Here is a 21,898-nt window from a genome sequence, read left to right on the forward strand (position 1 = left end):
TTAAAATTCAGGAAGATTAACAGAATCTATGAGCTCGTAATGATTAAAAATATAGAAAATAACGAATAAACCTATGAAAGCTACGACGGCTAAAAGAATACCAAGCTTTCGCTTTTTGTTCATCAACAATATGACACCAATACTAAAAACAGATCCGACTAGCAACAATAGAAAACATAATAAAAAAATCACCTTAATCACCATTTTCATATTTATCTCTAACAAATAATAATTTTAACATTAGTTTCGATGAATAACAAAATGAAGTAAGTTTAGGCTGACTCAAAAATCTCCTCTATGATTTAGAGTAAGTTTGTTGTAGTATGGTGCAAATAACGGCTTGATCAAGAATGGCAGAGATAAGGTGAGATTATGGATAAAGTAATGTCTAGAAAGCTATATGTCCCTTTTACCTATAAGATGATGATTCCTTACCTAATTCTGGTTTTTTTGACGGATGTGTTGATCGGATATATCTCCTATACGATGCTAATCCAATCGAGAACAGAAATGGCAGAAACCAATATTCGAACGGCGCTTAAACAAACAAGAAACAATATTAAATACCAAATGGATGAAATTCAACGGATGTCCGATACTTTATTTAGCAGTATTTCATTTCAGGATGCGCTTCAGAAAAAGGGTGAACCGTTAGAAGTGATGCTGAAGATGAGGGATGAAATTGTGCCCCAGATGAAAGCTCCGCTGCTGCTCTTTGGGAATAATATCCGACTTGTACTGTACACCGTAAATGAAGAGATGTATGAGATTCCAGGTGATGATATGGCGACACCAATTCTAAGAAGAGATTATTATGTATTTTCTGCTCATAGTATCGAGAATAGTGAATGGTTCAAGTCGCTAAAATTGTTAAACAAAGATAACCTATGGCTTCAGGTTGACTCTGATCGCCAATTAAATAATATTTCACATTTTCGAAAATTAGTTTCATCTAGCGGTTATTCCTCTATTGGTTATGTTCGCGCTACTGCTCGATTTGAGGATCTGCTGGGCAACTTTGATACCTTTCCCATTGAAGAAGGAATTAGCTTACGTTTGATGGATACGTCTTCAGGTGCAATCCTGTACCAGCTTGGGACTGCGGATGAGCCTTTAAATTCAGGATCATTTCTCAGGATTCAAGAAGCCATTCCAGGTACAAACTATCAGATTGAGACCTTAGTGCCTCACGCTTATTTAAATAAAGATGTTAATCGAATGCAAAGGATAATCGGAGCGGTCTGTTTAATTAGCTTTTTGGTTATGGCTTGTATAGGGGTTATTGTGGCGCGGCTTTCCGGTAAGAAAATGAAACGGATTGTCTGGTTGGTTAAAATGTTCCAAGAAGGTAATTTTCACAAACGAATTGCCTTTTCCGGAAATGATGAATTTGTGCATATTGCTGATTCTTTCAATATGATGGCTACGAGTATTCAAGAGCTGATTAAAAATGTATACGTACAGGGCATTCTCAAAAAGCAGGCTGAGCTCGATGCGCTTCAAGCCCAGATTAACCCGCATTTCTTATATAACACGTTATCAACCATTGGGAGTCTGGCAAACTTAGGCGAAACTCAGAAGGTTACCGAAATGGTCAAGGGGTTAGCCAAGTTTTATCGACTGACTTTAAATGAAGGGAACGTCTATATTTCGCTTGAAAAAGAATTGGAGCAGGTGGAAACCTATCTAGAAATCCAGCGAGTTAAATATGCAGATAACTTCACCGTTTACATGGATGTGGATCCGCTGATTAAAGATACATTAGTGATCAAATTAATTTTACAGCCTTTTGTTGAAAATATTTTTAAGCATGCTTGGTTTGGAGAAACGATTGCGATTCGAATAACTGCGAAACGATTAGAGAGTGGAATTGAATTAAAAATTATTGATAATGGGATTGGAATGAAACCGGAAACCTTAAAGAATATGTTAGCTAATATTATTCACTCGGATGGTTATGGCCTGAAAAATGTCGAAGAGCGGATCAAGCTTAGGTATGGTAATGATTTTGGAATTCATATTGCAAGCATTTACGGTGGGGGTACGACAGTCCAAATAATCCTTCCTATCGATAAGGAGGAACAGATATGACGATTAATATATTGCTGGTGGATGATGAAGCGATTGATTTAGAATGGCTCCGACGTAGAGTAACTAGCAGTGAGCTTGAAGGCTTACAGGTTATTGGGACGGCTAAGAATGGATTTACGGCTTTGGAGATTATGGAGCAGGAACGAATTGATATCATTTTCTCGGATATTCGCATGCCAATCATGTCTGGAATGGAATTTGCACGCAGAGCAAAGGCAATTAATTCATTGGTGCAAATTGTATTTATTAGTGGCCATCAAGATTTCAGTTATGCAAAGGAAGCTATTCAACTGAATGCCTCTGGTTACTTGTTAAAGCCTGTCGACGACGACGAGCTGAATGAAATGCTGAACCAGCTCTATTACAAGATTAAGCAAGAACGCGAGACGGACCTGTCTTTAATCGAAACACTAACACTTGTGAATCAGGAGCTGCTGCTCCGTTGGTTTAATGAAAGCACTCCGGGTCAGGTTGAGGCCCATATTCATAAAGTGCTAACACCTTTATTACAAGGGGGTTCCGCTGTTGCGATTATCGAGATTGATGATTGGACGTGGAAGCTGAAGAAAATAAGTGACGAAGAACGACGTTTGCTTACGGTTTCTATCACGGATTTTATCCGCAATTTCGCTGTGCAGAAGAATTTAGGCAGTGTGATGACAAGCTATGATTATCGGTTTGTGCTGTTATCCTCTGTACAGGAAGAATATTTTGCGGCGTTGCTCGAAGAAATGATTGAAAGCTTTGGCAAGGCGTTTCCTTTTACGATAACGATTGGAGTTGGGATGTATACGAATGAAGTTTATAAGCTGCACGATTCTTATCGGCAAGCACAGGCTGCGCTAAGCATCAAATGGATTCTCGGTAAAAATCGCTTGATTCGCGATGCTTCTGAATGGTCTCCCAAAGCAACAATGGCTACTAATCTTGAAAAAAACGTTGAACAAATGCTGCAGGCGATGCTGGTATATGACTTGGTGGCGATTGATGATTGCTTGCTTAAGCTCTTTAACGGGGACGTGCCTTTAGCTCAGAAAAATGACGTTTATGATCTCATCATCCGGATTACTTCAAAACTCCATGCCGATTTACAGAAAATGAACGAAAATTTATATGAAATTCTGAAGTGGGACTCCCATCAGCCTAATATTCTGTTTCAATTTGAAACGGTGCATGATATTCTCTCTTGGATCAGAAGAAGGTTTTTTGAATTATCTGAGCTATTGTATATGAAAAAACAGGGTCAAAAACGCAAGCTAATTAATGAAATTACGCAATATGTCGAGAATAAGCTGGATCAGAAGCTAACCTTAAACGAGGTTGCCGCACATTTTGACTTTACGCCCAATTATCTCGGTCATCTGTTTAAAGCGGAAACTAATATTCTATTTAGTGACTTTCTCATTGAACTGCGAATGAAGCGCGTTTGTGAGCTGTTAATGGATCGAACGCTCAAAATATATGAAATTGCTGATCGTGTTGGGTATAAGAACTTGATTTATTTCAACAGGCAATTTAAACAATCGCTGGGAATGTCACCGGGTGATTATCGTAAAAAACATAAAGTCTAATAAGATATTGATGAATCACGAGGCTGGGATTGCTAATGATCCTTGCCTTTTTTGTTGCCATATTTTCCAAAACGTTGAATTAGTATTGGTTTTAGTTGTTCCACTTACTGATATCGCGGTTCAATCATCTTTATAATTGACAATATAGAGAGAGCATATAAGAGGAGGAGACACCACATGAACCGACATGGATTTTGGGCAGATGTAGTTAAATACAGAGTCATACTGCTGATGCTCGCACCCGCTGTCTTATTCTATTTACTTTTTGCTTATGTGCCGATGGTGGGGATAATACTTGCCTTTAAGCATTATGATTATGCAGGCGGCATCTTTGGCAGTCCGTGGAATGGGCTGGATAACATTCGGTTTTTCTTTGAATCTGGCGATGCTTGGAGGGTTACAAGGAATACGGCGTTATATAATATCGCATTCATTATTGTAAACAATGGTTTGCAAATTTTTGCAGCCATTATGCTGTTTGAGGTTGGAGGCAAATGGTTCCGCAAAATAACCCAATCCATTCTGTTCTTGCCTTATTTCATTTCTTGGGTTGTAGTAGGCTCGATTGCTTATAATTTGTTGAATTATGATATTGGAACTGTCAACGTATTCATCAAAGCAATCGGCATGGAACCTATTGATATTTATAACACACCTTCGTATTGGCCTTATATTCTTGTGATCGTCTCAGCTTGGAAATTGCTTGGCTATGGTACGGTGATGTACCTTGCAGCAATTACTAGTATTGATACTGAAATGTATGAAGCGGCAGAGATCGACGGAGCTAACATTTTTCAACGTGTCATGAAGGTTACCATTCCCAATCTTTATCCGACTGTTATCATTCTAATGCTGCTTGCAGTGGGCAATATTTTCCGAGGTGACTTCGGGATGTTCTATAACATGGTGGGCAACAACGGTGTGTTATTCTCATCAACGGATGTAATTGATACTTACGTATTCAGATCGCTTATAACGACGAATGAAATTGGGATGTCAGCAGCGGCAGGGGTATATCAATCTGTGCTTGGATTCGTGACTATCATGCTAGTCAATTATGCCGTACGTAAACACGATAAAGATCGTGCTTTATTCTAAGAAAGGAGGCCATGAAATGAATTCACATGAGAATAATTTTGTACAGAAAAAAGCTAAAGCAGCGGGCAAACAGCTAGACAGACAACTATTTGCCGTTATCGGATATTTTTCATTAGCTATTCTCGCCATTCTTTGTATATTTCCGTTTATTCTAATCGTTTCATCCTCCTTGACGGAGGAGAGCGTAATTATCACAGAAGGCTTTAAGCTATTTCCCAGCCATTTCTCAACAGAAGCTTACAGCATTCTCTTCAAATATCCCGATCAAATGATCAGAGCTTATTCGGTAACACTAACAGTGACCGCGCTTGGAACGCTTTCCGGTTTATTCCTCACATCCATGACGGCTTATTGTCTGTCTAGACGAGATTTTAAATGGCGTAATCAATTCTCGTTCTTCTTTTTCTTCACTACTTTGTTTAATGGCGGACTGGTTCCTTGGTACTTATTGCTAGTCAACTATCTGCATATGAAAGATACCTTGCTGGTCTTAATTATTCCGTTAGTGCTAAATGTCTTCTATATCATTGTGATGAAGTCTTTTATGAGCAACATACCCGAAGCGATTACGGAATCAGCAAAAATAGATGGAGCAGGCGACTTTCTGATCTTTAGACGGTTAATCATCCCGCTTTCCAAGCCCGCATTAGCGACTATCGGATTGTTTATTGCACTTGGTTATTGGAATGATTGGTACAATGCACTGCTATTCGTCTCGGATGAGAAATTGATGCCACTGCAATATTATCTCTATAAAATGCTTGGGAATATGGATGGCATGCGAAAGGCAATGATGGGGTCTGGAGCCGTTATTACATCAAGCTTGCCTACAGAAGGTTTAAAGATGGCAATGACGATCGTCGCAAGCGGTCCGATTCTCATAGCTTACCCGTTCATTCAGAAATATTTTGTGCAAGGCTTAACGATTGGCGCGGTAAAAGGATGATTCTAGGGAATCCTAGTTTATCAATATATAATACTATTATTAGGGGGAATATTAGCCATGCAAAAGAAGAGTAAATTAGTTTTATTGGCCTTAATCTTATCAATGGTTATGATTCTAAGTGCTTGCGGAAGCGGTAATAAGACCACGACAGAAAGCGCAAAACCATCCGAAAGTGTTAAACCGGCTGAAAGCGCGAAACCAGCAGATAGTGCAGCTCCTGTAGTAGAAGGCGACGGGAAATTGGATACTTCTAAAGAAGTTAAGCTGAAAATGGTATTTGTAGGACCTAAACCGGTTGATTATGAGCTGGTTTTTGCTGAAATTAACAAAAAGCTTAAAGAAAAAATAAATGCGACAATCGAAGGCGAATTCCTGGATTGGTCCGATTGGGCTCAAAAATATCCATTGAAGCTAGCTGCCAATGAAGATTTCGACTTGATCTACTCGGCTAACTGGGCGGGTTACAGCGATCAAGCTTTAAAAGGTGGATTCCTAGAATTGACGGATGAGCTGTTAGCGACTAATATGCCTGCAACCTGGGAAAAGATGTCGAAGGTTAGCTGGGATCAAGCCAAAGTAAACGGTAAACTATACATGGTGCCGCAGAATAAGGGTGAATCGGTTGAAAAGCTGATCATGTATCGCGAAGATTTACGCAAGAAATATGATCTTCCTGCCATTACTAGTCCTGAAGCCTATGCAAACTATTTAAAGGCAATTGCTAAAAATGAAAAAGGGATTATTCCTTTCACTCCAGAAACAGGAGATTGGAAATTCCACAACTTGGATCGTGTTTTATTAAAGCAAAAAAGTGATTGGAATATGCTGGATTTCGATTTGCCATTTGGCTTTAAATTAACGGATGAAAAAGGACAAATCTTTAATGTTTATGAGACTCCAGAATTTAAGGAATTATTGGCTTATTACAAAGATTTAGCTGATAATAATGCATGGTCGAAAAACGTCTTAAACAGTAAAAATGATCATTTGCAGGATTTTAAAGAAGGCAAAACGGCTTCAGTAACACACAATTTAGGCTCACTTGGAGCTAAGATGGCTGAAATGCGCAGAGACAAACCAGAATTTGAAGTAGCATTAGCTGACATCACTCCAGATGCTAAGAAATCAGAAGCGGTTTCTACACAAAACGGAACGTCGATCCATGCAACCTCCAAAAATCCAGAACGCGCTTTGATGCTGATTGATCTTATGCAGAATGATAAAGAGCTTCATGGCTTGATGATGAATGGTATTGCAGGTACTCATTACGAGCCTGTAGGTGACGATAAGTTTAAATCAACAGGTAAAGATGTTAATTATACTGGCTTTTCAAATTGGAGCTTTAACTCACCGTTAAACCGTGACAATGAATCATTCCCACAAGAAGGCGTTGATTTAACAAAGCTTTGGGCAGGGAAAGTCTATCACTACCCACTTGAAACATTCGTATTCAACAATGCTAATGTAAAAACAGAGGTAGCTAACGTTAGTAATGTGATGCTTCGATATGCAATTCCATTAGAATACGGTGTGATCAAAGATATTGATAAAGGCTTGACAGATTTAAATAAACAATTAAAAGCTGCTGGTGTAGAAAAAATCCAAAAGGAAATCCAAACTCAAATCGACGCATTTCTAGCAAAAAAATAGTACAATTATAGGGAATTCGTAAGAAAGGAGATGGCTAATCGCATCTTCTTTTTTATGAAATAAAGGAGTGTTGAAAATGAAGCAGAAATTAGCGCCGATCAGCAGCAAGCTGCCTGTTTTTATGCATGGGGCCGACTATAACCCAGACCAATGGCTGCATGATCCGAACATATTCGCAGAAGATATTCGCTTAATGAAGCTAGCGCATTGCAATGTTATGGCCGTAGGCATTTTCTCATGGGCATCCATTGAACCGGAGGAAGGAAGCTTCCACTTTGTGTGGTTGGATCATGTGCTTGACACCTTTGCAGAGAATGGAATTTATGCTTGGCTAGCAACACCAAGCGGAGCTCGCCCGGCATGGATGTCGCAGCAATATCCTGAGGTGCTGCGAGTTGGAGCGAATCGGCAGCGTAATCTGTTCGGCCAACGTCATAATCATTGCTATACGTCGCCTGTTTATCGTGAGAAAGTGACGATCATGAACAGCAAGCTTGCGGAGCGTTACACCTCACATCCTGCCTTGCTTGGTTGGCATATTTCCAATGAGTTCGGTGGTGAATGCCATTGTGATTATTGTCAGGCTGCGTTTCGCCAATGGGTTAAACAAAAATATATAACTTTGGAAGCACTTAATCAGGCTTGGTGGACGACGTTCTGGAGCCATACCTATACAGACTGGTCACAGGTAGAATCACCTGCACCACACGGTGAGTCTGCTGTGCATGGCATGAATCTGGATTGGAAACGTTTCGTTACAGACCAAACTATTGATTTCTATATGCATGAAATAGCACCTCTCAAATCAGCAAACCCGGAGCTTCCTTGTACAACCAATATGATGGATTTATTCTACGATCTGGATTATCGCAAGCTTGCAGAGGTAGTCGATGTTATTTCATGGGATGCTTACCCGACGTGGCATGAAGCGGATTCGGAGGGGAATATTGCCTCATGGTTTGCGTTTAATCATGATCTGTTCCGCTCTCTGAAGAGAAAACCGTTCATGCTGATGGAAAGCACGCCAAGCCTGACGAATTGGCAGCCCGTAAGTAAGCTGAAGCGTCCTGGGATGCACCGTTTGTCATCCTTGCAGGCAGTTGCACATGGATCCGATACTGTGCAGTATTTTCAATGGCGTAAAAGTCGGGGCTCTAGTGAAAAATTTCATGGGGCGGTTGTAGATCATATCGGACATGAGCATACTCGTGTTTTCAATGATGTGGCTTCACTTGGGCAGACCTTAGCGGGATTGACTGAAATTATCGGTACACCTGTACCGGCAGAAACCGCTATTCTATTCGATTGGGACAACCGTTGGGCGATAAATGATTCTCAGGGTCCAAGGAATAAAGGGATTCACTATGAGCAAACGGTGATGCAGCATTATCGTGCTCTATGGGAGCTAGGTGTCCCAACGGATATTATTGGTTCTGGTGATGAGCTGTCTTCGTACAAGCTTCTTTTAATTCCAATGGCCTATCTGCTTCGTGAGGAAATGGGATTGAAAATTGAACGTTTTGTTGCAAACGGGGGAACAATTGTCGTTACCTACTGGTCGGGGATTGTGAATGAGAATGACCTATGTTATTTAACGGGTTTTCCAGGACCCTTGCGAAAAACACTGGGCATTTGGGCCGAAGAAATCGAAGGGCTGCATGATCATGATCGCAACGGGATTGTGCTTACGGAAGGAAACGAGCTTGAGCTTACGGGTACCTATGAGGTCCATGAGATTTGTGAGCTGATTCATGCAGAGGGTGCGGATGTCCTCGCCGTTTATAGTGATGATTTCTATGCGGGCCGTCCAGCTTTGACAGTTAATGCTTTTGGACAAGGAAAAGCCTATTATCTGGCAGCGAGAGTAAGCGAAGCTCACTTTTATGAGCGCTTTTATAGCAGGTTGGTTAGTGATACAGGTTTAAAGCGTGTGATAGATGCTGATCTGCCAGATGGAGTGACTGCACAGCTTCGAAGTGATGGCGAGATAGATTATGTCTTTATTCTCAATTTTTCTGGACTAGCAACCGTAATCAGCTTGGACAATCATCCCTATGTGGATATAGAAACGAACGAAGCTGTGTCTGGTGAGCTTGCTTTATCCCAATATGGGGTGAGAATTCTCAAAAGAGCAAGTGGAATATAAGAAGGTAAACAACTTGTGAGTGATAATGAAATTCTATCCTCCACGGTACATGCTCGGAGTAACTCCCGTCATTTTTTTGAATATTTTGGCAAAATGGAAATAGTCCGTATATCCACATTTTTCTCCTATGAGCTTAATAGTCAGATCGGTATGCTTCAGTAAATGGCTTGCATAGTGGACTCGCTTTTGCATAACGTAATCCGTAAATGTTTCGCCCAGATGTTTTTTGAATAGCTGGCTTAAGTAATTGGGATGGATATAATATTGATTGGATAATTCGCGTATGGAGAGGGCGGAGTCCATGAAACGGTTATCTACATCCTCGATGATTTTTTTGAGATTAACATGATCGATTGCTGGAGGGACACTCTCCACATTGGAACCAGCGTAAGAGCTGAGCAGCTTTTTTAGAAACTCAATAAGCTCGCTAAAATCTGCGAATTGTTTAACTAAAGTCTCATACCCGTAAATATAGGAACTACTGTCAGCCTCTAAATCAAGGCTGGAAACCACTGTGAAATAGAGTCGAACCACAGCTTGTATGCTGGCATTATGCTCCTGCATGACTAACCAGGCTGAATCCATCAAGGGCTGAGAAGCTTCGAGATCTAGCTTTTCTACCGCTTCTTTAAGTTTACGCTGGTAATCATTGATGCGAATTTCGTTAGGCAGCTTAAACTCATGTAATCGGTTAGCTGAATGAAGGAAATATTGATAAACGGCAATATCCGCTCTTTCAAAAGCAAGGTATAAAGTATCGATTGTTTTACATGAATCCCAGCCGACAGACCAGTCCTGATATTCAGAAAGCTTAGCTTGAATCCAAGCTTTTAGAGCTTCCGATCGCGAGCTGTTCACAAGAATGGCCATCTTAGCAATACCTGTTTCAATATGAATATAAGGCTGAGCCAGTCCATTCAACTGCTTGGGGTGGCTCCCTCTAATCATACAAACAACATAGCCATCCCCAGGTTCAAACCCTAAGTTATTTAGTTTATCCTGCAGAGTAAGCAGCTGCGAATTATCCACTTGTTTTTCTGTCAGCTTCCATACAAACTCATAATTGGGCGCCACCGTCATTTTGCTAAGCTTATCTCCGAGTTTCTTCAGAATGGAGATGATCTCATCCTCATCAAAAGGCTTTAAACAGTATCCCTCAATGCCGAAGGTTATAGCCTTCTGCGCATAGCTGAATTCGGCAATTCCGCTGATAATAACAAACAAGCAATTGCTGATCTCTTTGGCCTTTTTTATAAATTCCAAACCACTTATCCCTGGCATTCGAATATCAGTGAACACAACATCAGGGCGAAGCTCTTTAATACGTTCAAGGGCAACAATCCCATTCTCGGCAGTACCACAAATGCTAAACCCAAAGCTCTCCCAATCTAAGCTTGCTTTTAGACTTTCCAGGATAATTCTCTCATCATCTACGAGAAGTACTTTATACATTAGCATTATCCCCAACAGGCAATGTTAGCGTCATTGTTGTACCCATTCCTTCCATACTTCTAACCTCTAGTCCGTAACGTGAGCCGTATTTTAATTGAATTCTGCGATGTACATTAACCAGGCCAACTCCTTGATCAGCATCAGAATCCGGAGGATCCATGACGGCGAGCGTATGCAGCAGGGAAGCTAGCTTTTCTTTAGACATTCCCACACCATCATCTTCAACAGTTAAAAAGAGCACGTGATTGATAATATTGGAACCGATGATAAGGCGTCCTTTGCCTAGCTTAGGCTCAAGCCCATGATAAATGGCGTTTTCAACAATAGGCTGGAGGATCATCTTCGGGACGGAATAGCTCATCGTATTCTTATCCAGTCTTAATTCAGCAACGATCTTATCCTGGAACCGATATTGTTGGATTTGCAAATAATTATCGATGATATCGATTTCTTTAAACAGCGGGATCTCATCATTCCCCTTGACGGCGTAGCGGAACATTTGCCCCAGAGCTTTGGCAATATCGCGAATTTCATTAACGCCTCTCATGACAGCTAAACCCTTGATCGTTTCCAAAGTATTGTAAAGAAAATGAGGATTGATCTGGCTCTTTAGATAATGGTATTGGGCATTCTTTCGCTCCAGCTCGATCTGGTACATACGGCTGTTAATCAATCCATTCTCATCGGTAAGGCTCTGAATTTTGTTCAGCATGCCATTGAATTCGTTTGCCACAACCCCTATCTCAGCATAACCATCTAGATCGATTCGCAGCTTCATGGCATCGGTATCGCGTTTAATTTTCTGCATGAATTGCATTAGAATACGCAGCGGTCTAACAATATTATTAACAATATAGCCGAGCAGGAAAGATAAGATAAGTCCACTCACTATGAGGATGGTGATCTCATCGCGGCGAATACTGCGTAGCTCTTTGTGCAATAAATCAAGTGGAGTTATACTGATTAGCTGCCCTCCAGTAAACACGATATTTTCCCTAACAATCGAATAATGCTTTTCCTGAATGACCTCGGTTTGAGAGGATAGTGTACGGTGCTGCATGACGGATTCAAGTATAGGCTGGGTATCCTCAAAAGCAGGATTATTATTGGCAATTAGCTGTCCGTTACGATCTGTTATAAGTAAAATGACATCTTTATTGTGATATTGGTCTTCTTCTATAGCAGCTAATGTTTTGGCTTGCACAAGGAGTCCTATAACCCCGATTTCTTGATGAAAAGGTCCATAGCTATCGAGCGAGATAATCGGTTCCGTCAATAGAATACAGGTAATTCCCCCCGCGGGACAAGCCATTAACTCGGAAGCGTATGGCTTCGATTGCTTAGGATTTCGATCCAAATAAGCTTTGATCTGACGGATAGTAGGGGAGTTTCCTGTGTAGCTTAATTGGTCACCGTTATTTCCGATGAGGATGATATCCTCAATTCCATCCTTCAAGCTGATTAAACCTTTCATTAGGTTATTGATATTCCTCGCATTGTCTACATGCTTTACAGGGTCATCCTTCAATAAGAAGGACTGCACCTCATTGCTAAATGCGAGGTTAATCAGCATTTTTTCGAATAAATCAAAGATAACCTCCTCTGATTTCTTGATTTGTTCCGTTAGATTCTGATTCGCTTGCAGATTTTTTTCTTCCACGACTTTTGCAAATTTATTATAGGAATAAACAATTAGCAGGCTGATGAAGACAAGCACAAGCAAAGAGAGGACGGCCAGCTGTGTCTTGATCCGTAAGTGTTTGAACTTATATAGCATGGCAACCAACCTCTTTCTATTCAATCCCTTGTTTCAGTGCTTCTTTGTTCACTGCTTCAATCTGATTGGCTATGCCCAATTTTTCATATTCTATTAATTTTGCCTTCCAAGCTTCGGTAATATTATCTTTGCCAAGGACAATTTTCACCGCATCATCAGACGCATCCTGAAAAGAAACACCAGCAATTATCGGCTGTAATTGTAAAATGCTCTGGATTTTAAGATTTAACGGAATAGCTTGGGTGTTGGCTTGCATCCACTTACGGGAGTCCAGAAACAGCTGGAAATTCGCTTCACCAAATTTCTTGCGGTTTATCGGCATATCAATGGCATCTATATCCTCTGCCCATGCGGCAAGGACACTCAACGCTCCAAGCGATGGATATTTTTCATTTAGCTTTTCCCCTTGTTTAAGCAGGCTGACCCATTGGCCATTTTCTAATTTATAATCGATATTTTCTCTTCCAAATTTGACTAAGAAACTTCCTTCCTCAGACATTAGATAGTCATATAAGTACATAATCCGCTCCATTTTGGCATCGCTGATATTGGCATTAAAGTAGGATTCAGACCAATAAGTGCCTTGCGCATAGTGATACCGAGTTCCATTCGCATCTGGCCAGATGGGCAGCATTTTGACATGATCTGCGAATAAACTGCCTGGATTATATTGCTCCCACAAATCACTTGCTAATTTAATATGCGCAATGTTTACAGAATAAGCGAGAGCTCCTGCTTTTCCTTGTGCAAACGCGTCTACACCTTCTTTATCTTTAAAAATAGCAAAATCAGGATCCAATAAATTCAGATGATAGAGCTCTCGCCATTGCGTAAGTACTTTGGGATATTTAGCGGATACATAGTTAGGAATCCACTTGCCGTTCTCTAGTACATAATAATAGTTCATACTCGACGGTAAAGAGGGGGAGAACACAAAATTAAGATAGTTGGAATTCGCACCGTTTCCCTCCAGGCCGATTTCATCCTTTTTACCGTTCCCATTTGGATCCCGATCCACAAAGCTTTTAAGCATAACCTTGAACTCCTCAAAGCTTTGCGGATCGCGAAGCTCAAGCTTGTCCATCCAATCTTTTCGTACGAGTATGGCCTTTGCGGTCATGGTTTGGTCAATGGCAGGGACGCTGTAACGTGGGAAAGCATAAAATTTCCCTTCTATTTGGAGCAATTGAACTTCAGGGGATTGCAGATATGCCTTCAAATGAGGGAATTTGCTCATATCTGTTGGTAATGCGCGAACGATTCCTTGCTTCGCCCAAGCTTGGTACAAAGGGATATCGGTATCAGCTAAGTTTGTTGCAAAGATATCAGGAAGCTTATCCGATGCGGCCCAAACCTTGATTTTATCCTGAAAATTGGCCCAATTAATCTGAACTGGATGTAAGGTAATGTTGAATTTTTTTTGTAATTGCTGGAGAAGCTCATCCTTTTCCGCATTCTGGAATGCGCTGTCAATATCCCAAATAGCTACAGAAATATCCAAATGCTCTTTAAATGGATGATCAACTGCTTTGGGTAAATCGTTAATTTCCTGCGGTGAAATATTGAGCTTGCTTCCTATGAAGTGGGTAGATTTATCAGAAGTAAGGAAGAGGAGCAGCAGCAAACTGAGCACAATGTTTTTTTTAAGCAACTTCTTCAGCTCCAATTCCTTATATTCCTCCCAATCGTAATCCAAAGTCTGCAATTACTCAATAGCGGGTCTATGTCTTTAAATTAGATTCCTATGTCTTGTTTATCTATCCACTCCTAATTGCCTCTTACAGCCAGACAGTTGACTAATATAAAGCGATACAACTTGTTATTTCAGTCAATACCTTTCCATTTTGCAAGTGCTTACAATAGGTACTGACACCAAAGAAATCTTCATTGTAGAGGGAGGAGTGTACGAGGCTTACCATAAATTGAGGTGTTTGAGACAGAGCTAGACAAAATCTGCTAAATAAATTTTAACTGGGGAGAGTTTGGTATGAGATTGCAAAAATGGTCATCTTTATTACTTACATCTGTATTGGTCATAGCTTTAACTGGGTGTGGCAGTTCGAAATCTGCAGATAGCACACCATCTGGTACAAAGGCTCCAACAACGGAAGCAACAGTTGAAACAGCAGTAGGGGAAACAACGGCTCCAACAACAGCACCAACGGAAAAGGTTAAGCTGACTTTGTGGTATTGGAACGGCTCGGTAGATGAGGAATTATATAAAAAGGTTAGTGTACAGTTCCCAAATATTGAATTGGATGCACAAAAAATTGGTGGAGATTTCCGCGTTAAACTTTTAGCAGCGCTTTCAGCCGGTGACGGTGCACCAGATATAACCGGAATAAATGAGGATGTTCAAACCTATATGGGAAACAAGGATAAATTCTATAACTTGTTCGATTTAGGCGCAGATTCCGTTAAAGCCGATTATCTAGAATGGAAATGGAATGCTGGAGTTTCGGGCGACGGTACGTTTATGCTAGGTTTCCCAATGGACACAGGTCCAACTGCCTTGTATTATCGGACGGATTTATTCAAAAATGCCGGACTCCCTTCCGAGCCAACTGAAGTAAGCGCTCAGATTAAAACCTGGGATGACTATTTAAATGCCGGTAAGAAAATTCGCGACACATCAGACGGAAAGGTTTTCCTGATTGATAATGACATTAGTGTTTTCAATCAATATTTTGCTCAACAGGATAAGGCTTTCTTCGATAATACAGACAACTTCATTGGAGACCAGCCGCATGTTAAAACTGGCTTTGACCTTGCTGCTGCATTCAGTAAAGAAAAGGTTGTTGCGAAGGTTGCCAATTGGACTCCAGAATGGAATGCGGCTGCTAATAACGGTAAATTTGCCTCATTTGTTGGAGCTTCATGGATGACTTCTACGCTAATTGCAGGAGCTCCCGATACTAAAGGCAAATGGCGTGTTGCTGCTGCTCCAGGAGCTGCGGGTAATAACGGAGGTTCTTTCCTAGCTATTCCTAAACAATCCAAGCATCCGAAAGAAGCATTTGAGGTGATGAAATGGCTGGAGAATGCACAAAATCAAGCCAATAGCTACGCTTCAAAAGGTTTATTCCCATCCACATTAGCGAGCTATGAGGATCCGCAAATGACACAAGCGGATGAGTTCTACGGAGGCCAGAAAATAGGTGAAGTCTTTGCAGATTCTGCCCAGAAGGTTAAACCTAAGTATCTGGGTTTAAATCAGAACATCGCAACCAACGCCTTTAATGATGAGCTGACGAACATGGAGAAAAGCGGCAAGGATCCTGCTAAAGCATTGGCTGATGCTATTGAAAATACCAAGAAAAAATTAACCCAAGTTGCTCCATAAACTAGCTGAACACTCGAAAACAAGAAATGAGATTCGACCTGTCGGATCTCATTTCCAACCATCTATTGTGGAGTTTTCTTTCTGATCTCGATTAATTTTCTGCCAATAAAATTAGGAAGCGGAGGGTTTTTATGAAGAAAAGATTATTAGTGCAGATTGTTGCTTTGTTCACAGCCTTAATGCTAGTTATTCCAACGGTTGGGTTTGCTGCCAATCCAGTGATGAATGTGAATGTAGGGGCTTCAACAGGCGCTCCTCTGCATGGGGCAACAGGCTTTCTTTATGGATTGTATGATGGTACTACACCGGATGATTCTACACTGACAGGGCTAAATAGCCTTGATATGACAGGTCAAATGGCACCTGGCGGTTTGCAGCATGGTGGAGGAGATGCCTTTAAGGTAGCGGATAAATGGCTCAGAACGGGCGGGAAATATATTCAGATTTACATGCAGGACATTTACGCGCAATGGCCGTATCCGGTTAATTTTACAGACTATTTGGCGAAGGTTACCACAATGGCAAATCAAGTCAAGAACAACCCCAATCGCAGCAAATTTCTCTATGTACCTTTTAATGAACCTGACTGGATTTGGTATGGTACCTCAGGTACGAAGCTGACTAATTTTAAAAACGATTGGAAAACGGTCTTCCAGAAGATTCGTTCGATCGATTCGACTGCTAAAATCATCGGTCCGAACTTTGAGCATTACAATAGCGCAGCTTATCGTGATTTCTACACATTCGCCAAAGCTAACAATGTACTGCCAGACTATACATCTTGCATGAGCTAGATGATACGACTAGCTCTTGGTATAACAGCTACAACGATTATAGAAGTATCGAGAGCTCCCTTGGGATTTCACCTCGTCCAATTACGATTAACGAGTATGGAAAAAGCACAGAGCTAGGTATCCCAGGTAAAATGCTACCCTATATGGCACGGTTTGAGAACAGCAAGGTTCATGGCGGCATGTCCTTCTGGTTTATGGAAGGCCAGCTCGACGAATTGCTGACCCCTTCACATCAAAGGTCTGGAGCTTGGTATTTGTACCAATGGTATGGCGCCTTTAGTGGTAATACCATAAGTGTCACTCCACCTTCTCAGAATGGAGCTATGCAAGGAATTGGCTACTATGACAGCGGCCGAAAACTTGCCGGTGTGATATTCGGAGGCAGCAGTGGTAATTTGGATATTCGTCTTACAGGAATCCCGACCAACCTGCAATCAAGCGGCAAAACAACAGTTGAGGTGTGGGGTGTCGATAATTCGAACAAGAATACTTCATCAGGCACTTACCTGCTTTCAAGCACGAGTTACACGGTTGCGAGTGGTGCAATTCAGCTTACAGTGAATGGCTTGAATGCAAACTCTGCTTACCAGCTTGTCTTGAAGCCTGGCAGTGGCGGGGGATCAACGGGGTTTGATCCAAACGCTTACTACAAAATTATCAATCGACAGAATGGAATGGCGTTGGATAGCGGCGGAAATGTTGCACAAGGCTCAGCTACCATTCAATGGGCAGCAAACGGCGGCACCAACCAACAATATCAAATTACGGCTGCAGGCAGCGGTAAGTACAAATTGGTTAACCGCCAGAATAGCATGGCAATTGACAGTGGGGGCAATGTAGCACAAGGTGCGGCTACCATCCAATGGACTATGAACGGTGACAGCAACCAGCAGTATCAGATTACCGATCTAGGCGGCGGGTACTATAAGCTGGTTAATGCGCAAAACGGTATGGCGTTAGATAGCGGTGGCAACGTAGCGCAAGGTGCATCTGCCATACAATGGGTCGATAACGGCGGCACTAATCAACAATTTCAAATTATTAAATATTAACAACAATTAGCAGGCAATATAGAGCAAGGGCTTGCCTAAATGGGGGCAAGTTCTTGTACTCTCTTAGCATTTGAATTAGAAAGATCCGAAATACAATCCGCTTTGGGAGTGACTTGCATGAATACGAGTATGAATACATCAACAACGGTTGGGATGAAAAAAGGCAATCGAACCTGGAAGGAAATCAAGAGGAATAAAGTTGTTTATTTGTGCATCTCGCCCTTTTTTATTTTATTTGCGATATTTGGGCTATTTCCCATTCTATTTTCGCTTTTTGTATCGTTTCAGCAATGGGATGGTATTGGGAATATGAAATATATCGGCTTGGATAATTATACATTTTTGCTAACCGACTATGAATTTTGGCATTCAATCACCAATACGATTTTTATTTGGCTGCTATCGACGATTCCTATGTTATTCCTAGCCTTAATTATTGCTTTTTTACTCAATTCAGCTTCTTTACGTTTTCGCACCGGTTATCGGATTCTTTACTTTTTGCCGAACATTACCTCTATTGTCGCTGTAGCGATAGTATTCGGCACCGTTTTCGCTGAAAGCTATGGTTTTTTAAACTTTATTCTCAATAGCTTCAAGCTGGACGAGGTTAGCTGGATCAGCTCTCCATTCTGGATTAAAGTGGCGATTGCTTCCATGGTGATTTGGCGGTGGACGGGATATAACGCGATTATCTATCTGGCAGGGCTGCAAAGTATTCCAAACGATCTTTATGAAGCAGCACGGATAGATGGTGCTAGCACATCCCAGTCCTTTTTCCGCATTACGATACCGATGCTTCGCCCCGTTATTCTGTTCACAACGATTATGTCAATAACCGGTGGCATGCAAATCTTCACAGAATCACAAATTTTGACTGGAGAAGGTAATTTAGGCGGTGTGGGACATAGTGCCATGACAATGGTGCTTTATTTATACCAACAGTCGTTCTTTAATCATATATTCGGCTATGGTTCGGCAATAGCTTGGGGCATGTTTATCATTATTTTAATATTTTCGTATGTAAATTGGAGAATTGTAAAATTAACCGAGAAATAATAGAGGGGAGAGAATGGAGCTTGAGCTTACAAAATGGTTTTAAAAACTTAGGATTACATATTCTGCTTATTACAGGTGGGCTTGTCTCGTTATTTCCGTTTTATTGGATGTCTGTTATAGCCACCAACAAATCAAGTGATGTATTTCGTTATCCGCCTAAATTAATGTTCGGCAATAAGCTGTTCCTTAATTTAAAGCATGTATTTGAGAATATCAATTTCGGTACTGCCTTTACGAATACAGCTTTTGTATCGACTAGTGCCATGGTGCTAGTGCTTTTTTTCAGTACGTTGGCCGGATTCTTTTTCGCCAAATATCGTTTTCCTGGAAGTCTGATATTGTTTAATGTTCTATTGGTATCTCTAATGATCCCCAGTCAATTATCGTTGATTCCATCCTTTATTATCATTTCCAAATTTGGCTGGATCTCGACCTTTAAAGCAGTGATAATACCAGGTTTGGTCTCCTCATTTGCTTTTGGAACCTTCTGGATGCGCCAATATGCTAAAGATACCATCCATGACGAATTGCTAGATTCGGGTAGAATGGATGGTTGTCATGATTTTCGGCTTTATTGGAATATAGGACTACCCTTGTTGCGTCCCGCGATGGCTTTCTTAGGCTTATTCTCTTTTATTGGTACATGGAATGATTATTTATGGCCGCTGATTATTATGAACAATCCGAAAAAGTACACCCTGCAAATCTCACTCTCTCAATTAAAAAGTATCTATGGCAGCGATTATTCGATGGTTTTGGCAGGTACTTTGTTAGCGACAATTCCACTAATTGTGATCTTTTTGATCTTTAGCAAACAGTTCATTTCCAATATTGCAGCTGGCGCTATTAAAGCTTAGCCGCAATCGATTGAGCCTATCATTTATGATTCTTCCAATATTGGCGGTATTCAGTGGGCGAAAGTCCCATAAACTTGCGAAAGGTGTGGGAGAAATAATACAAATCCATCCCCACCTGGCTTGCTATGTCTGTAATGGATATTTCGCCTTGCATAAGCAACTGCTGAGCTTTCTCCATGCGTTTTTTTGTAATGTAGACGATAGGAGAGACTCCAATACTTGATTTAAACAGCTGTATAAAATATTTGGGATGAAAGTGAAGCTGATCTGCGAGTTCATCAATTTTCATGCGGTCAGCTAAATGCTCATCGATGTAGCTTAAAACGGTATTGATTCTAGATATTGCTGGAGTTACGGCATCAATTCTCCAGTCTTCATCGATTCCTTGTAGCTGGGCTCGTTCGAGAAACAGGGTGAGAATATCATATAATACGGATTTAATTTGCAATGGAGATGTCAGCGAATGGCTCTCAGATAGGGAGATTAGCTTGAGGAATCGTTCATTCAACCAAGCCCGGTCAATGACATCTACGAAGTGAGGAACCTGAAACATCTGAAACAAGTGGACTTCACCGACAGTTAATGTAAAATGGCAATAAAATTTGCGAAACGTATTGGCCTTATCTGTGGATAAGGTTATTTCCACATCTGCAGGCAATAAAAACAATTGGCCTGGCTGAGGTGAATACTCGCGGTTACGAATGCGGATAGTTCCAGTTCCCTCTTGAAAATAATACAGCCGATTGATTTTGGGCTTGCCGATATGATAATTCCAATCGGGTCCCACTTTCCCCTGATGTGCCACATAAAGCTGCAACTGTGCTGTATTTAAATAATTGCGCAGCATTTGTACGTGGATAGCTTCCATATTCGTCACCTCTAATTTAATCTTACTATTACGCAAATTTCTCTTACGATTATATATCCCTAATTCCCTCTATCTATAGTAATCTGGATTAGAAATCAATGGAAGAGGCAGGCGATAATATGAGCAGGCAAAGACAACAAATATTAATTCTCCATCTTGCGAATCCCAGCTTGGAATCTAATGTTGTAGCATGGGCATTGTATGATGGTGCGAAAGCAAAAGGCGAGCTGCAAATGAATACAGGTGATGCAGAGACACCACCGTATGAATCCGTATTGGATGCCATGCGTGAGGGGTGGAATGTTCTGCAGCTTCCTAATCTGCCCAATTACCAGTCGGGCAATGAACATGATCTGGGACATTTACCGTATGAATATACTTTGGAAAGGAAAGTGAGTATTGGTGAGTAATGTAGAGAAATCACATCTTTTAACTGCCGAGCAGATGGCGAGTTTCGCTGTGAATGGTTATATCCAATTGGCAGATCTGGTGCCAAAAGAAATGAACGATGCTGCTCATGCTGATCAAATAAAATGGGCGGGGCGCGGCCACTACTGGCAGGAATCTTCGGTTATTCGTGAGATCTTTGAATTGCCACAGGTAAAGGGTGTGTTGCAAAGCTTGGTAGGCCAAGCTCCTGTATATGATCATTCTGCCCTGCATATCGTTCGTCCCCAGCATCATAAAGCACAAGAATACCATGCTGATTCCGTAATCGATACCCGTCAGTTTGGTTTTGACATCCAAGCCTTCTATTTCTCACATGATACACCGGCCATAATGGGGCCAACGTTGATCCTTCCAGGCTCACATCTGCACAATAAAGTCAATACTTCCAGCATCGGACGCTATAAGAACATTATTGGACAGCGGAAGCTGGAATCCAAAGCCGGAACCATCGGATTTCTCCATCAGAACATCTGGCATTGCGCCCAGCCAAACTATACAGATGAAACCCGCTATGTATTTAAATTACGCTTGCGTCCAGGCCAAGAGCAGCGCAGCTTGTTCAATACAGATGAATACAACGGACCAGAAGTAGCTAAGATCTTTAGAAGCATGCATGCTTGGGCAGGCAATGATTCAAGAGTGAACCAAATTGCAGCGGCCAAATTTTATCGATTTCTATGTGGAGATGATCGTGTAGATTTTTCCTTTGAAGGTGTTTTGAGCCGAATGGGGCTTTAGAAATAAAAC

At 41.2% G+C, this 21,898-nt stretch carries 17 protein-coding genes; 13 read left to right on the plus strand and 4 right to left on the minus strand.

The genetic code is table 11. The annotated features are described in order from the left end of the window. Positions 1–372 precede the first annotated feature (372 nt). The 6 genes from EHS13_RS14695 (at position 373) to EHS13_RS14720 (ending at position 9,502) form a co-directional block, all read left to right on the plus strand. Positions 373–2,091 (plus strand): sensor histidine kinase, encoded by a 1,719-nt coding sequence (locus EHS13_RS14695; protein WP_155701061.1) that lies wholly within the window; start codon positions 373–375, stop codon positions 2,089–2,091. After that, positions 2,088–3,662: a response regulator gene (locus EHS13_RS14700; RefSeq protein ID WP_155701062.1), complete on the plus strand. Its 1,575-nt coding sequence runs from the start codon at positions 2,088–2,090 to the stop codon at positions 3,660–3,662. Before EHS13_RS14695 ends, EHS13_RS14700 begins: the two co-directional genes overlap by 4 nt. Positions 3,663–3,839: 177 nt before the next feature. Then, a complete protein-coding gene (locus EHS13_RS14705) occupies positions 3,840–4,760 on the plus strand; it encodes an ABC transporter permease (RefSeq protein WP_155701063.1) in 921 nt (306 codons plus the stop codon). Positions 4,761–4,776: 16 nt separating this feature from the next. Further along, complete coding sequence (locus EHS13_RS14710) at positions 4,777–5,706, plus strand: carbohydrate ABC transporter permease (RefSeq protein WP_155701064.1); 930 nt, start codon at positions 4,777–4,779, stop codon at positions 5,704–5,706. A 57-nt stretch (positions 5,707–5,763) separates the two neighbouring features. Beyond that, a complete protein-coding gene (locus tag EHS13_RS14715; RefSeq protein ID WP_155701065.1) occupies positions 5,764–7,356 on the plus strand; it encodes an ABC transporter substrate-binding protein in 1,593 nt (530 codons plus the stop codon). 76 nt (positions 7,357–7,432) lie between these two features. Continuing rightward, on the plus strand, positions 7,433–9,502 hold the full coding sequence (locus tag EHS13_RS14720; RefSeq protein WP_155701066.1) for a beta-galactosidase: 2,070 nt from the start codon (positions 7,433–7,435) through the stop codon (positions 9,500–9,502). A 33-nt stretch (positions 9,503–9,535) separates the two neighbouring features. Here the strand turns inward: EHS13_RS14720 and EHS13_RS14725 are convergent, their stop codons facing one another. The 3 genes from EHS13_RS14725 to EHS13_RS14735 are packed head-to-tail and all read right to left on the minus strand — an operon-like array spanning position 9,536 to position 14,397. Then, the gene (locus EHS13_RS14725) at positions 9,536–10,954 is read right to left on the minus strand and encodes a response regulator transcription factor (protein WP_162463118.1); all 1,419 of its coding nucleotides are present in this window, start codon (positions 10,952–10,954) and stop codon (positions 9,536–9,538) included. After that, positions 10,947–12,731 carry a cache domain-containing sensor histidine kinase gene (locus tag EHS13_RS14730; RefSeq protein ID WP_155701068.1) on the minus strand — a complete coding sequence of 595 codons (1,785 nt, stop codon included), beginning with the start codon at positions 12,729–12,731 and terminating at the stop codon, positions 10,947–10,949. Before EHS13_RS14730 ends, EHS13_RS14725 begins: the two co-directional genes overlap by 8 nt. Positions 12,732–12,747: 16 nt before the next feature. Continuing rightward, complete coding sequence (locus EHS13_RS14735; RefSeq protein WP_162463119.1) at positions 12,748–14,397, minus strand: extracellular solute-binding protein; 1,650 nt, start codon at positions 14,395–14,397, stop codon at positions 12,748–12,750. 321 nt (positions 14,398–14,718) lie between these two features. Between EHS13_RS14735 and EHS13_RS14740 the strand changes: the two genes are divergently transcribed. The 5 genes from EHS13_RS14740 (at position 14,719) to EHS13_RS14760 (ending at position 19,833) form a co-directional block, all read left to right on the plus strand. Beyond that, positions 14,719–16,074: an extracellular solute-binding protein gene (locus tag EHS13_RS14740; protein WP_155701070.1), complete on the plus strand. Its 1,356-nt coding sequence runs from the start codon at positions 14,719–14,721 to the stop codon at positions 16,072–16,074. Positions 16,075–16,205: 131 nt separating this feature from the next. Beyond that, positions 16,206–16,868, plus strand: coding sequence for a hypothetical protein (locus EHS13_RS14745; RefSeq protein WP_155701071.1), 663 nt, complete (start codon positions 16,206–16,208; stop codon positions 16,866–16,868). After that, positions 16,856–17,920: an RICIN domain-containing protein gene (locus EHS13_RS14750; RefSeq protein ID WP_155701072.1), complete on the plus strand. Its 1,065-nt coding sequence runs from the start codon at positions 16,856–16,858 to the stop codon at positions 17,918–17,920. Before EHS13_RS14745 ends, EHS13_RS14750 begins: the two co-directional genes overlap by 13 nt. 153 nt (positions 17,921–18,073) lie before the next feature. Next, on the plus strand, positions 18,074–18,976 hold the full coding sequence (locus EHS13_RS14755) for a carbohydrate ABC transporter permease (protein ID WP_227014027.1): 903 nt from the start codon (positions 18,074–18,076) through the stop codon (positions 18,974–18,976). Between the two features lie 20 nt (positions 18,977–18,996). Beyond that, positions 18,997–19,833, plus strand: coding sequence for a carbohydrate ABC transporter permease (locus EHS13_RS14760; RefSeq protein ID WP_227013940.1), 837 nt, complete (start codon positions 18,997–18,999; stop codon positions 19,831–19,833). Positions 19,834–19,852: 19 nt separating this feature from the next. Here EHS13_RS14760 and EHS13_RS14765 read toward each other — a convergent pair whose 3' ends face one another. Beyond that, positions 19,853–20,701: a helix-turn-helix domain-containing protein gene (locus tag EHS13_RS14765; RefSeq protein ID WP_155701074.1), complete on the minus strand. Its 849-nt coding sequence runs from the start codon at positions 20,699–20,701 to the stop codon at positions 19,853–19,855. A gap of 119 nt (positions 20,702–20,820) precedes the next feature. On the opposite strand from EHS13_RS14765, the gene EHS13_RS14770 reads away from it, so the two are divergent. Then, on the plus strand, positions 20,821–21,111 hold the full coding sequence (locus EHS13_RS14770; RefSeq protein WP_155701075.1) for a hypothetical protein: 291 nt from the start codon (positions 20,821–20,823) through the stop codon (positions 21,109–21,111). Continuing rightward, entirely contained in the window at positions 21,104–21,889 is a 786-nt protein-coding gene (locus EHS13_RS14775) for a phytanoyl-CoA dioxygenase family protein (RefSeq protein ID WP_155701076.1), read from the plus strand. Before EHS13_RS14770 ends, EHS13_RS14775 begins: the two co-directional genes overlap by 8 nt. The last annotated feature ends 9 nt before the right edge of the window (positions 21,890–21,898 follow it).

The sequence above is a fragment of the Paenibacillus psychroresistens genome (assembly GCF_009728935.1).
Taxonomy (GTDB): Bacteria; Bacillota; Bacilli; order Paenibacillales; family NBRC-103111; genus Paenibacillus_AC; species Paenibacillus_AC psychroresistens.